A 13680-nucleotide genomic window follows, 5' to 3' on the forward strand; every position below is an offset into this window, starting at 1 on the left:
ACCCGCCCCTGTTCTCCGGGGTTCTGGCGCCTCTAATATACCTTTACGCTCCGTCTTTTCCCAGCCCCTCAAGCAAGGGCACAAAACGGACCGGCAACAATTCGTCATAGTCCAGACCGGTTTCAGTGCGCGTGACCCGGATTAGGGTCTGCACCGCGTCCGACTGGCCCACGGGTAACACCATGATACCGCCGATTTTCAACTGCGCCAAGAGCGGCCCCGGAGGATCTTCGGCGGCCGCGGTCACAATGATACGGTCGAACGGGGCCTGCTCGGACAGTCCAAATGATCCATCCGACAGCATCGCGGTCACATTCGTCAACCCCAGCTCACGGAACAGTTCTCCCGTTTCGCGCACCAGCCTCTTGTGCCGCTCAACCGTGTAGACCCGGCGCGCCAGCTTGGACAGGATCGCCGCCTGATAGCCCGAGCCGGTGCCGACCTCTAGAACCGTATCACGCGGACGCACCTGCAGCGCCTGCGTCATCAGCCCCACAACCGAAGGCTGGCTGATGGTCTGTCCACAGGCAATAGGCAGTGGAGTGTCCTCATAGGCCCGGTCCGCGAACAGGCCTTTGACAAACCGCCCCCGGTCAACCTGCTCCATCGCTGCCAGTACACGTGCATCCGTCACCCCGCGCGAGCGCAGGGCAAACAGGAACTGCATTATGGTTTCTGCGCTTGGTTCAGTCATTCGATGACCTTTAGCGCCTCGAGCGTGTCATATGCTGTCAGATCAGCGCGCATCGGAGTGACCGAGATATATCCTTCCAGATTGACCGCCGCATCCGTGCCCGGAGCAGTCGGGTTATGTTGGTACCCGCCCTTAATCCAAAGGAACCGGCGACCCGAGGGCGAGCTGTGCGGCTCGACAGAGAAATGTGTATCGCGCCGGTACCCCTGCGGGGCCACGCGCGTACCCAGCACCTCATCTGCGGGAACCGGAGGGAAATTCACATTATAGAACAGACGATAGTCGCCCTGCTGCTCGGGTGTCGCATCAAGAATGCGGCGCACCAGATCGGCCCCAAATTTGGCAGCCGCCTCAAACGGATCGTCCAGCCCCAGATTGCGCGGCCCGAAATACTGAGACAAGGCAATCGCGGGCACACCTTGCAACGCCGCCTCCATCGCGCCGCCGATTGTACCCGAATACAGCGTGTTTTCAGCCGAGTTGTTGCCCCGGTTCACCCCTGACAACACCAGATCGGGCGGGGCGTCCTTCATAACGTCGTGCAAACCGGCCAACACGCAATCCGCCGGAGACCCTTCGGCGGCATAGCGACGCTCACCCAGTTTGGCGACCATCATTGGGTGGGTATAGCTAATGCAATGGCCCACGCCTGACTGTTCAAAGGCAGGCGCGACGACCCAGACCTCGCCATCGGGACCGGCCAGTTCAGCCGCGATCGCTTCAAGCACAATCAGTCCCGGCGCATTGATGCCGTCATCATTGGTCAGAAGAATTCGCATGCCCGGTCCACCCCTCGTTTTGCCCTTGATAGACCCGCCTCAGCGCTGCGACAAGCAATGCACATGCGCAATCTGAGGCTTTCACGCACCACTTGGATGAAAATGCAGGATTTGAGCGTCAGGCCGGGAACACAAAACACCGGTCGCGGCGAATGGTCAGCCACATGACACGGCCCTCTTTGGGCACAAAGACGTTCGGGACCGTCGCCTTCAGGATCGAGCCATCATAGTCCATGCGAAACTCGACAAGGCTTTCATTTCCCAAAAACCGAGCACGCTCAACCACGCCTCGGGCGGCAATGCCGTCTGTCGGCGTCGGCGCAGGCCCTTTGCCATTGCGGTCGAAGTCCAGCTTGACGTGCTGGGGTCGAAACACGATTTCAACATCGGTCGCGTCCGGCACACCGGGCGCAAGAAAACGGCCAAACGGAGTATGCGCCAACGCACCATTAACTTGAGCCTTCAACACATTGATATCACTAAAAAACGAAACTGCTGCCTTGTCTGCAGGCCGGGTATAGACATTGTATGGCGCCCCCTGCTGCACAATCTTGCCGCGCCGCATCAGCGCGATTTCATCAGCCATTCGCATCGCCTCGTCCGGCTCATGCGTGACCAACAGAACAGCAGCGTCCTCTTCTTTGAGGACTGCGAGCGTTTCGTCCCGAATGCCGTCGCGCAGACGGTTATCGAGGCCCGAGAACGGCTCATCCATCAGCATGATCCGCGGGCGTGGGGCCAACGCACGCGCCAGAGCAACCCGCTGCTGCTCACCCCCAGATAACTGATGCGGAAATCCATCGATGAACCGCATCAGATCGACCTTGGTCAGCAGTTCCTCGACCCGCGCGCGTTTCTGCTCTTTGCTGTCTTTCAGGCCGAACGCGACGTTATCCGCTACGCTGAGATGTGGAAACAGCGCAAAATCCTGAAACATCAGCCCAATCTCGCGCCGTTCGGGCGGTACGCGGAATACCGTGTCACAGATCAGCTTACCATCGACGTAAATCTCGCCCGAGGTCTGCATTTCGACCCCCGCGATCATCCGCAAGGTGGTCGACTTTCCGCAGCCCGAAGGCCCCAGCAGGCAAGTCACCTGCCCCGCGTGCACGGTCAACGATACATCATCCACGACCGTCCGCCCGCCAAAGCGCGCAATCAGATTGCGGATTTCCAATCGAGGAGGAGTTGTCGTCACTGTCACCGATGGACCCCATTGCCTTTCCCGATCAAATCCATCGGGCTTAGGCGGGGATAACAACCCCGCCCATTAGGCGCAAGGGATCAGCAGCACCCGGTCGAGGCAGCTTCGCCCTGTACAACAAACGGGCTATCCCCGCCGCAGCCTTCGAATATCCCGTAATGGGTCGAAAAATCGCCGATGAACTCAAAATGCCGTGCAAAACGGGTGTCTTGCAACATCATCCATGTGTTGCCACAGACCGGGAATACTTTGCCGGCCTCGATCGTATGGTGGTCATCCAGTACAAATTCATGCGGCGCATGCGGCACTGTGCCCTTGTAGATCACAGCCTGACCGTAATCCTCGCACGCAGGCTCCAACTCCGGCAGCTTGAAAAGACGGTAGGTGGCCGAGATAAAGCTCAGCGGTGCGACCCGTTCTTCAAGAATTGGGTTTTCGATGGTCAAAGGCCGATGCGTCACCCGACGGGGATCGCCAAATCCGGCAGCACGCGACATCGACAGAAAATCGTTCCAATAGAGCGCACCCGACAGGCATTCGCCATACAGGATCTCATCCTCGGCCATCGCCTTGGGCACCCGGCGGTCGGCATAGACGTCCGAGAAATACATCTCGCCACCCTCTTTCAGCAGCCGATGCGCACCGCGCAGCACAGCAGCCTTGTCGGTCGCCAGATTGATCACGCAGTTTGAGACGATGATATCGAACGATCCCAGTTCGAGGTCCAGCTCATCCAGCTTTTCGATATAGCCGTGGTGAAACTCGACATTGCTGGCCGAATGTCCGAATGCCATCGCGTGATAGTCCTGATGCGCACGCGCCACGTCGAGCTGCTCAGGCGTCATGTCAACGCCGACGACACGGCCCTTTTCACCGACCATCGCGGATAAAGCATACACATCGCGCCCCGCACCACAGCCCAGATCCAGGATACGCATTCCCACCAGATCCAACGGAGCAATCAGCCCGCATCCATAGTAACGTGTCAGCACATCATCATGAATTTGCGACAGAATTTTCTTGAAGTGATCCGGCATATCATCCGGAGTACAGCAGGCATTTGTTTGCAAATCCGCGCTGCCTTGCAACACCTCACCATAGTAGTTCTGCACAGCCTCGTGCTTCATCGGGGCAATCCTTTTGTCACTGGTCTTTTGCAGCTAGTGCAGCAATCCACACCACGCAATCCACCAGCGCCCGATCTGACGAAACCGTGACAGGGCTCAGGCGAGCAGGTCGAAATCCACGCCTGCGTGCACGCGGCCGTTCACTTGAATCTCCAACCGATGCGGCCCAGGAACCAACTTGAACGTTGTTGCATTGCCCTTCAGCTTGTGCCGCTTTCTAAGTGTCAACTGACCACCAGTAAGCGCGGCCTGTTTCAACTTGTGAACCTTGGGTGAGATCTTTCCGCCAGGTCGTTGGAAATGAACGATATAGTCGACCAAGACTGGCTGATCTTCTGCGCCGCTCAGGCGGGTTTCAAACTCCAGCGCTTCACCAATCCGGGCCGGACCGTTTACCTGAATCTCAACCGCAATATCTGCATCGGGATCGTATCCAAGCACCTTCATCGCCTTGGGATGCCCAGATTTCACAAGGCCTCGTAATGCATGAGATGTCATCCAGTTCAGTTCATCCTTGTCCTGCCGCCCTGCCTTGCCCCAATCCCGCAGACGTTCCAGCACCAGATCGGGGTCTTTCTTGGTGATATCATTCAGATGATTGGCGACCGAGCGCGTCACATAGCGCGTCCGATCCCCGTGCAACCGGTCCAATAACGGCAATGGGTCTGACATTGCCAAGCCAACGGCCTGCCCCCACGGTAAACGAGGCCGCGTGCCCTCGCTGACCAGACGACGCACGTGATAGCTGGGATGGGTGCACCAGCCCTGCATCCGCGCCATGACCAGTTCGGAGTGGTGATTGAGGAACGGGCGGATCGCCCATTCCATCGAAAATCGCTGGGTCAGCTCTTCGAATACATCCAGCGCCAAAGCGGGATGATCCAGGCCGATTGCACAAACCCAATCACCCAAGGGCGCAAAGATGAAGTCTCCGAAGTCGTCATCACTTTTGGCGGGGTCCAGCGGAGGCGGCAGCGCCCGCAGAATGATCGGTGCCACTGCCGGCAAATCGCCGGGCACCGATTCTTGCAGACACTCTGCAATCCACGCCATACGCTCTTTCAGTTCAAGCTCGGGTAAACGCGACATCACTTTCGCCGCGAATGCTTCTTCCTTGAAATCGGATTCAGCATTGGTGAACAAGCCCGCAAGAAAGCTTACCTTTTCCGCGTTGAACAACTGATCTTTCAGAGAAAAGTTCTGTGCCATACCTACATCGTCAGATTGGTGCCACCACCGTCCAGCAAAATGTTCTGCCCGACAATGAACCCGGCGTGTTGCGAGCATAGAAACGCGCAGGTCGCCCCAAACTCTTCCCTCGTGCCATAGCGTCTCGCTGGGATGGTTGCAGCGCGTTCAGCCCGTGCCTCGGCCATCGAAATACCTTTCTGCTCTGACACCCCGCCATCCAGCGCGTTCGCGCGGTCGGTGGCGTGGATACCTGGCAGCAGATTATTGATCGTCACGCCATGTGGTGCCACCTGGCGCGATGTGCCCGCAACATAGCCGGTTAATCCAGTTCGCGCCGCATTTGACAGGCCCAGCACCGCAATCGGCGCGCGTACCGACTGCGAAGTGATATTCACCACGCGACCCCAGCCCTTATCCATCATGCCCGGCAGCAGAGCCTTCATGAAAGCTATGGGTGTCAGCATATTGGCATCCAGCGCTTTGATGAAATCATCACGCTCCCAGTCTGACCACATGCCGGGCGGAGGGCCACCCGCGTTTGTGACAAGGATATCAGCACCCTGCGCGGCACTTATCACCTCGGCCTGACCCTCTGGTGTGGTAACATCACAAGCCACTGTCTGCACGGCAATGCCATATGATGATCGCAAACGCGTGGCTTCGGCCTCCAACGTTTCGGCTCCGCGCGCGTTCATCACAAGATCGACGCCGGCTTCGGCCAACGCCTCGGCACAGCCCAATCCCAAGCCTTTGCTGCTGGCACAAACCAGCGCGCGTTTTCCGCGAATTCCCAAGTCCATTCTGACCCTCCCTATCTTCGGCACACATCTAACATCGGCCCGGCAAAGAAGGCCAGAATGGGATCTTGCGGATTAATAAAAGAACTCTTCACGCACGATCTTGCCATCGGCGACGTGATAAACACCGACCTCACGCATATCAAAGCTCTCACCGGTTTCTTTCACCTTGCCCTGCACTTCAAAGATCACGGCAAAGCGGTCGTCACCATGCGGGTACGGGCCACTGACGGACGCGCCCGATACTTCATGTGCGCCTTCCCACCATTCGTGCTTGCCACGAATAGCTTCCAATCCGTGCGTCTCGCGCCCCATGCCCGCAAAATCCTGTCCCTCAACAGAAACAGCATCCGAGGCATAAAGCTTCTCGAGGTTCTCCTTGGCCCGGTTCTCGCGGCATCCAGCAACCAGTTCGTCTGCGATTTCTTTCAAATTCATTGGTCCACTCCATATTTTGTTCACTATATGTTCTTATTGCCACAGCCACATGATTCGAACCACCCCCTTTGTCTTGCCTCAGTTGGATTCCCCGCCTATACGCGCGCTTATGCTTGATACTTCGAACCAACCCACCCTGCCGCCCGAGATCGCTCGTCGCCGGACATTCGCTATCATCTCGCACCCGGATGCGGGTAAGACGACGCTGACGGAAAAGTTTCTGCTGTACGGCGGCGCGATCCAGATGGCTGGACAGGTACGCGCCAAGGGTGAGGCACGGCGGACGCGGTCGGACTTCATGCAGATGGAGAAAGATCGCGGTATCTCGGTCTCAGCCTCGGCCATGTCATTCGACTACGGGAACTTCCGGTTCAATCTTGTGGACACACCCGGCCACTCGGATTTCTCCGAAGACACCTATCGCACCCTGACGGCCGTAGACGCCGCCGTCATGGTCATTGACGGTGCGAAAGGTGTGGAAAGCCAGACGCAGAAACTGTTCGAGGTCTGCCGCCTGCGCGATCTGCCGATCCTGACCTTCTGTAACAAGATGGACCGCGAAAGCCGGGATACGTTCGAGATCATCGACGAAATTCAGGAAATGCTGGCGATCGACGTCACGCCAGCCGCGTGGCCTATCGGCGTGGGTCGCGATTTCATCGGCTGCTACGACATGCTGCGCGACCGGCTTGAGCTGATGGACCGCGCCGACCGCAACAAGGTGGCCGAAAGCATCCAAATCAATGGTCTGGATGACCCTAAGCTGGCCGAGCATGTGCCCGCTGAATTGCTCGACAAGCTGCTGGAAGAGGTTGAGATGGCACGCGAATTGCTGCCCAAGCTCGACCCTCAGGCGGTGCTTGAAGGGCACATGACGCCGATCTGGTTTGGTTCGGCCATCAACTCGTTTGGCGTCAAGGAACTGATGGAGGGTATCGGCGCCTATGGTCCGCAGCCGCAGGTTCAGTCGGCTGAGCCCCGTCAGATCGCGCCCGATGAAAAGAAGGTCGCCGGTTTCGTGTTCAAGGTGCAGGCCAATATGGATCCCAAACACCGCGACCGGGTGGCGTTTGTCCGCATGGCCTCGGGCCATTTCAAACGTGGCATGAAGCTAACGCATGTGCGATCGAAGAAACCGATGGCAATATCGAACCCCGTGCTGTTCCTCGCCTCTGACCGGGAACTGGCCGAGGAAGCCTGGGCCGGAGACATCATCGGCATTCCCAACCACGGTCAGCTGCGCATCGGCGACACGCTGACCGAAGGCGAAGCGATCCGCGTAACCGGCATCCCTTCCTTCGCGCCGGAACTCCTGCAAACCGTCCGCGCAGGTGATCCGCTGAAAGCCAAGCATCTCGAAAAGGCCCTGATGCAGTTCGCCGAGGAAGGTGCCGCGAAGGTATTCAAACCTTCGATTGGATCGGGCTTCATCGTCGGCGTCGTCGGTGCGCTGCAATTCGAGGTGCTCGCCAGCCGGATTGAGATGGAATACGGCCTGCCTGTGCGGTTTGAGGCGTCTCAGTTCACCTCGGCCCGTTGGGTCAGTGGCAACAAGGTTGAGATCGACAAATTCGTCAACGCCAACAAGCAGCATATTGCCCATGATCACGATGGAGATATCGTCTATCTGACGCGGCTGCAGTGGGACATCGACCGGGTCGTCCGCGATTATCCCGAGCTGAGCCTGACCGCGACGAAGGAAATGATGACCTGACGGATTCTGCAGGCAATCCAGAAGTGACCACATGGGGGATTGTGTCCACGATCCGCGCCCCGCGTGAGGATATTTTGCGCTTTGCCGCCCACCACCTCGATATCGGCGCGGACCGGATTCACATCTTTCTGGACGAGCCGGTCCAGGGGGACATCTCAGCCCTGCGCGAGCATCCCCGGATCCGGGTGCGTACCTGCGATGCGGCGTTCTGGAAGCGTCGCAGGCGTGAGAGGCCGGACAAACATCAGGTTCGACAATCCTCGAACGCGAATTTGATCTACAACAGGACTGATCTGGACTGGGTCGCACATATCGATGTCGATGAGTTTCTGTGGCCAATGTCCCCGATCCCAGACCTGCTGCGCGACATTCCCGATGACATCCCTGCCGTCCGCGTCCGCCCGATTGAGGCGCTGGCGGGTGGCCAGGACCTCTACAAAGCGTTCATTCCCGAAGGTCAGAATCGACAAGCCCTGGTCGAAGCGCTCTATCCCAATTTCGGCACTTACGTTCTGGCCGGTTTCATGAGCCACATTCAGGGGAAGCTGTTTGTGCGTAAAGGCCTGAAAAAGCTGAGCGACCGCATACATAACCTCTATCAGAACGGTGAGTTTCTGCCGGTCAGGACCGAGCTTCCTCAGATCGATCTGTGTCATCGCCACGCCCCGGATTGGGAGCATTGGCTGGCGCATTATCGTTTCCGCCTCGAACGCGGCTCGTACCAGGCCAGCCCGGATCGCCCGCGAAAGATCGGTGCGCTAGACAGGTACGAATTGATCACCCTTCTGGAAACCGAATACGGGCTCGATGGCCTGCGGGAATTTTACGATGAAATCAGCGCTGCTGACCCGGAAGTGCTGGAACGGCTTGAGGATAACGACATGATCCGTCACCGGCCGCTTGATCTGGACCAAAAAGTCGCGAAACACTTTCCCGGAACCATCTGAATTGTTGCGGAAATCCTTGTTACCGGCAGATTTGCCACGGATTAAACCGACTTCATTTGACCCTGCCCCACGTTTTTGTTATGCCCGCGCCACAGCCGAAACGCGCATGGGGCGCATGGCCATCCGGGCCCGGCATTTTCAGACGCGCGGGCCAGGTCTAGTGTCCGCTTGAACCGGACATACATGACAAAGTTTAACGAACTGAACCTGAACCCGAAGGTCCTCAAAGCAATTGAGGAAGCCGGATACGAAACTCCGACCCCGATCCAGGAAGGCGCAATTCCAGCCGCGCTGGAAGGGCGCGATGTTCTGGGGATCGCCCAAACCGGCACCGGCAAAACTGCCAGCTTCACCCTGCCGATGATCACATTGCTGGCCCGTGGGCGCGCCCGCGCACGCATGCCACGCTCGCTGGTCTTGTGCCCGACGCGGGAACTGGCAGCGCAGGTGGCCGAGAATTTCGACACCTACGCCAAGCACCTCAAGCTGACCAAAGCACTGTTGATCGGTGGCGTTTCCTTCAAGGAACAGGATGCTCTGATTGACCGCGGTGTTGACGTGCTGATTGCCACTCCGGGCCGTTTGCTGGATCATTTCGAACGTGGGAAGCTGCTTCTGACAGGCGTTCAGATCATGGTGGTGGACGAAGCTGACCGGATGCTCGACATGGGCTTCATTCCTGATATCGAGCGCATCTTCTCGCTGACGCCATTCACCCGCCAGACGCTGTTCTTCTCGGCCACCATGGCGCCCGAGATCGAACGGATCACCGATACTTTCCTGTCGGCCCCCACCCGGGTCGAAGTTGCGCGTCAGGCCACCGCTTCGGAAACTATCGAACAAGGCGTGGTGATGTTCAAAGGTGGTCGCCGGGATCGTGAGGCCAGCCAGAAACGCAAGACCCTGCGCGCATTGATCGATGCCGAGGGCGACAAATGCACCAACGCGATCATCTTCTGCAACCGCAAGACCGATGTAGATATCTGCGCCAAGTCGCTGAAGAAATACGGCTATAACGCCGCCGCGATCCATGGCGATCTGGATCAGTCGCAGCGGATGAAAACACTGGACGGATTCCGCGATGGATCACTGCGGCTGCTGGTGGCTTCGGACGTTGCTGCGCGGGGTCTGGATATCCCCTCGGTCAGCCACGTGTTCAACTTCGATGTTCCCGGCCATGCCGAGGATTATGTCCACCGCATCGGTCGTACCGGTCGCGCCGGGCGCGAAGGCAAGGCAATCACGATCTGCTCGGGCCGCGATGAAAAGGCGCTGGCCGCGATCGAGAGCCTGATCCAAAAGGACATTCCGCGCATCGACAATCCGGTCAAGGCCGATGAGCCCCAGCCCGAGGCGCCAAAGCCAGAGAAGAAGGCCAAAGCGTCGGACAACAAAAAGAGCGAGAGCCGCAAAGAGCGAGAGCCCAAAACCCGTGGTCGTGGGCGTCGCGACGATGGCGGGCCAGCAGTTGTAGGCATGGGGGATCACCTCCCCAGCTTTATCGCTCTCAGCTTTGATGAGCGTCGCGCAGGCTAGATTGTCAGCACAAGCGCCAGTATCGACAAGCCAAGCAACGTCATCCCGGCGATCTCGCGCCGGGTGATGGTTTCACGGAAAAACAGCAGCGATGCGAACAGGCTGAGGATCAGTTCGATCTGACCCAAGGCCTTTACATAGGCTGCGTTCTGCAACGTGAAGGCGAAGAACCAGCAAAACGAACCACAGAGGCTGGTCAGGCCGACAAAAACACCGGTCCGGCGAGTCTCCCACACCGCGCGCAGCTCGGCCCTGTCTCGCCAAAGCAGCCACAGCCACATGCTGAGAAACTGAAACGTTACCACGACGGCCAGTGTCACAAGTGCCCGGAACCACGCATCGATGTCGCCCAATTGCAAAGAGGCGCCGCGATAGCTGACCGAGGAGAATGCGAATAACACGCCTGACCCCAGTCCAAGACGCGAGGCTTTGTTTGTCAGATGTTGCCACCAAGCGCCGCTGCCTCCGGGCGTTTTTGACAACAACAGGACGGCCAGCAACCCAAGCAGAATTGCCCCCAGCGCCCCGGTAGAGACCTGATCGCCGAGGACAAGGAACCCCACAATAGCGGTTTGAATCACCTCAGTTTTCTTAAACGTAATCCCTACCGCAAAGTTGCGCTGCTTGAACAATGCCACAACGCAGATCGTGGCCAATATCTGTGTGGTCCCGCCGATGACAGCAAATATCCAGAACTTCGCCGTCAGCGCTGGCAGTTCGTACCCCGTCGCGCCCAAAGCAATGAAAAGCCCCAGCAAGGCCAATGGCATGGAATAGGCGAATCGTGCAAATGTCGCCCCTGCAGCCGAAAGCTTCACGCTGCTCAGGGATTTCTGAAGCATGAACCGCACCGTCTGGAACGATGCGGCCGCGATGGTGACGGGAATCCATAAACTCATGGCTTCCCTTCTGTCGTTAAATCAAGGCTTTGGCCAGAGCGGATGCGCCACCGGATCTTTGGCGCGCCAGAAATACTCTCGGAATATCTGCCCGTACGAACGGTAGACATAAGCCTCGTTACAGGCCAGGTACCTTTCCTTGCCCGTGCGGTAGAGTGCAGGCAATCGGTACCAAGGTGCTGATGGGTTCATATGATGAACAACGTGCAAGTTATTGTTCAAAAACAGAAATGCAAGGATGCCACGGTCTTCTACGATCACTGTGCGCGCGCGCGATCTCTCATGCGCGCGGTGTTCCAGGAATGTGCGGATCTTGACCAAACCCAGCCCGATATATGCTGAAAGGGCGAAGGCCCAGATCGGCATTTGCGAAAGCGCGACGATCCAAAGAGTCGCGACAACGCCGGGCATATGCAGCGCCCATGCCAACAAAACCGCCCGATCTCCGCGAAGTGCACCACGCAGTTCATCCCGCAAGAACGCAACCTGCCCGATCGCAGGCCCCAGAACCATCCGCCCCAGCAGAGTATTGTTCACTTGATACATCCGTCTTTGCCATCGAGCCAGAGACGCCCAGACCTGCGGGTCGAGATAGTTGGTCTCAGGGTCATCATAGGGATCGGTTAGGTTCGCGTCACAGTGATGCGCCAGATGCAGGTCCCGAAACCGATTGTAAGGAATGAACAAAGTCAGCGGCAGCGCCATCAGTGCCTCATTCAGCCATTTCTGGCGAAAGGGGTGCCCGTGCAGCGCCTCATGCGTCAGCGAGGAATGCAGAGCGGCTACCAGCCCCATGAAGGGGATCGCCAGCCACAATAATATGCCTGCCAGCCAGAAAATCGCAGCAAGCCAAGCGGAATAACACGCGATAATCAGGGCAAATGTCGCCCATTCGGGCGATTTGGGTGTGACCGGCTCAGCCATTGCGGCCCCACGAAATTCCGGCCCAGATACGCTCGTAAATCACATACATGGTCAAACCAATGGCCGTATTGACCAGTGCAACCATCCCTCCAAGTGCTGCTGAACCCGTGGCGATCAAACCAACCAGCGTCATCATCGCCAGCCCCATCGCATTCCACACCAGCGCCTTCACGACCGACCTGCGTCGCGTTTCCATTCCAGACCCCATTCTTATTTTTGTAACACCAGCGTTACAGACAGAGCCAAGGGTCGTGAATTCTGAATATGATTAACAATTCTCACCAAAGGTGATATTAATCACCACATGGTTGATAAAATAGACAAACGGGATCGCGCCCTGCATTTTCGCCAGCGCCTGGCCCGAGCGATGCAAGAGCGCAACGTCAGCCAAAGCGCCCTGGCACGCAGCATCGGGGTTGACCGATCTACCGTTTCGCAATTGCTGACCGGGGCGGGGGCACGCCTTCCGAATGCTCATGTCGTCGGCAGCTGCGCCTCGGCGCTTGGGGTTTCCGCCGATTGGCTTCTTGGGCTTTCCAACCGACCCGAAAGCGCGGCAGAACTATTGGCCAGTTCCCTCACCCTGACCGAGGCCGCCCGGGCATTGGTTGATGAGCGCATTTTTGAATGGCACCAGGAGGCCGCCGGCTACAAGATACGCTACGTTCCGGCCACCCTGCCCGACATGCTCAAGACCCGCGCCGTGCTTGAATGGGAATACGCTCCGCATCTCGGCCGCACTGCGGATCAAGCCATTGGCGCCTCGGCAGACCGGCTGGCATGGATGCGCAGCGCCCAGTCCGATTATGAGATTGCCATGCCGTTGTACGAGCTTCACAGCTTTGCCTACGCCACCGGTTACTACGAGGGACTACCGCTTCAGGTCCGGTTGGATCAGATCGATCACCTGCTGTCGGTGTGCGAGCAGCTTTATCCACGTCTGCGCATCTATCTATTTGATGCAAAACGTCTTTACTCTGCCCCCGTCACGATATTCGGCCCACTTCTTTGCGTGTTCTATGCCGGAAGCCACTACATGGCTTTCCGAGACCGCGACCGGATTGAGGTCTTTACGCTCCATTTCGACCGGCTGGTTCGAGAGGCGGATATGACCGCGCGTGATTTCCCGGACCAGCTGCAGCAATTGCGGGCAGAAATCTCTCAGACATGACCTGGGCTCAAAGCTGTAGTATAGTCACTTGGCGCGAAACTACAGACATTCCGATCTGAGATGGAGGATGACGGGAATGGACGCACTCAAAACCGCTGAATACGCACGTGCCCTTTATACGGCCCATGGCGATCGGGCCGAAGCCGAAGCTGCGCAGAAAATGCGCGAATGCGAAGCCGCCGGAAATCAGCAGGAGGCGCAGGACTGGCAAGCCGTCCGCAGCGCCATCCGCCAGATTCGGGGGCCAAATCAGGGCTGA

At 58.0% G+C, this 13680-nt stretch carries 15 protein-coding genes; 5 read left to right on the top strand and 10 right to left on the bottom strand.

The genetic code is table 11. The features are described 5' to 3' along the window. Positions 1–43 precede the first annotated feature (43 nt). From ACR0JG_RS11975 to ACR0JG_RS12005, 7 genes are all read right to left on the bottom strand, one after another. On the bottom strand, positions 44–694 hold the full coding sequence (locus ACR0JG_RS11975) for a protein-L-isoaspartate(D-aspartate) O-methyltransferase (protein ID WP_170396799.1): 651 nt from the start codon (positions 692–694) through the stop codon (positions 44–46). Beyond that, a complete protein-coding gene (gene surE, locus ACR0JG_RS11980; protein ID WP_170406170.1) occupies positions 691–1473 on the bottom strand; it encodes a 5'/3'-nucleotidase SurE in 783 nt (260 codons plus the stop codon). Before surE ends, ACR0JG_RS11975 begins: the two co-directional genes overlap by 4 nt. Before the next feature lie 118 nt (positions 1474–1591). Next, a complete protein-coding gene (locus tag ACR0JG_RS11985; RefSeq protein ID WP_480561416.1) occupies positions 1592–2677 on the bottom strand; it encodes an ABC transporter ATP-binding protein in 1086 nt (361 codons plus the stop codon). A gap of 80 nt (positions 2678–2757) precedes the next feature. After that, positions 2758–3804: a methyltransferase domain-containing protein gene (locus tag ACR0JG_RS11990; protein ID WP_170396793.1), complete on the bottom strand. Its 1047-nt coding sequence runs from the start codon at positions 3802–3804 to the stop codon at positions 2758–2760. A 96-nt stretch (positions 3805–3900) separates the two neighbouring features. After that, positions 3901–5013 carry a hypothetical protein gene (locus ACR0JG_RS11995; protein ID WP_480569977.1) on the bottom strand — a complete coding sequence of 371 codons (1113 nt, stop codon included), beginning with the start codon at positions 5011–5013 and terminating at the stop codon, positions 3901–3903. A gap of 2 nt (positions 5014–5015) precedes the next feature. Beyond that, the gene (locus tag ACR0JG_RS12000) at positions 5016–5795 is read right to left on the bottom strand and encodes an SDR family oxidoreductase (RefSeq protein WP_170509566.1); all 780 of its coding nucleotides are present in this window, start codon (positions 5793–5795) and stop codon (positions 5016–5018) included. Positions 5796–5867: 72 nt separating this feature from the next. After that, complete coding sequence (locus ACR0JG_RS12005; RefSeq protein ID WP_170396787.1) at positions 5868–6230, bottom strand: SnoaL-like domain-containing protein; 363 nt, start codon at positions 6228–6230, stop codon at positions 5868–5870. 109 nt (positions 6231–6339) lie between these two features. Here ACR0JG_RS12005 and ACR0JG_RS12010 point away from each other — a divergent pair, with 109 nt between their 5' ends. From ACR0JG_RS12010 to ACR0JG_RS12020, 3 genes are all read left to right on the top strand, one after another. Next, entirely contained in the window at positions 6340–7944 is a 1605-nt protein-coding gene (locus ACR0JG_RS12010; RefSeq protein WP_170396785.1) for a peptide chain release factor 3, read from the top strand. 41 nt (positions 7945–7985) lie between these two features. Continuing rightward, positions 7986–8891: a glycosyltransferase family 2 protein gene (locus ACR0JG_RS12015; protein WP_480569980.1), complete on the top strand. Its 906-nt coding sequence runs from the start codon at positions 7986–7988 to the stop codon at positions 8889–8891. A gap of 183 nt (positions 8892–9074) precedes the next feature. Next, the gene (locus tag ACR0JG_RS12020; protein ID WP_480569982.1) at positions 9075–10427 is read left to right on the top strand and encodes a DEAD/DEAH box helicase; all 1353 of its coding nucleotides are present in this window, start codon (positions 9075–9077) and stop codon (positions 10425–10427) included. Here the strand turns inward: ACR0JG_RS12020 and ACR0JG_RS12025 are convergent. The 3 genes from ACR0JG_RS12025 to ACR0JG_RS12035 are packed head-to-tail and all read right to left on the bottom strand — an operon-like array spanning position 10424 to position 12446. After that, the gene (locus tag ACR0JG_RS12025; protein WP_170396780.1) at positions 10424–11326 is read right to left on the bottom strand and encodes a DMT family transporter; all 903 of its coding nucleotides are present in this window, start codon (positions 11324–11326) and stop codon (positions 10424–10426) included. The two genes, ACR0JG_RS12020 and ACR0JG_RS12025, sit on opposite strands and share 4 nt — an antisense overlap. A 21-nt stretch (positions 11327–11347) precedes the next feature. Further along, positions 11348–12250, bottom strand: a complete 903-nt coding sequence (locus ACR0JG_RS12030) for a fatty acid desaturase (protein ID WP_480569986.1) — start codon at positions 12248–12250, stop codon at positions 11348–11350. Beyond that, on the bottom strand, positions 12243–12446 hold the full coding sequence (locus ACR0JG_RS12035; protein ID WP_039535902.1) for a DUF2061 domain-containing protein: 204 nt from the start codon (positions 12444–12446) through the stop codon (positions 12243–12245). Before ACR0JG_RS12035 ends, ACR0JG_RS12030 begins: the two co-directional genes overlap by 8 nt. 108 nt (positions 12447–12554) lie before the next feature. On the opposite strand from ACR0JG_RS12035, the gene ACR0JG_RS12040 reads away from it, so the two are divergent. Next, the gene (locus ACR0JG_RS12040) at positions 12555–13421 is read left to right on the top strand and encodes a helix-turn-helix domain-containing protein (protein WP_480569988.1); all 867 of its coding nucleotides are present in this window, start codon (positions 12555–12557) and stop codon (positions 13419–13421) included. A gap of 76 nt (positions 13422–13497) precedes the next feature. Then, positions 13498–13680 carry a hypothetical protein gene (locus tag ACR0JG_RS12045; RefSeq protein ID WP_170396771.1) on the top strand — a complete coding sequence of 61 codons (183 nt, stop codon included), beginning with the start codon at positions 13498–13500 and terminating at the stop codon, positions 13678–13680.

This window comes from Ruegeria sp. AD5 (genome assembly GCF_056542345.1).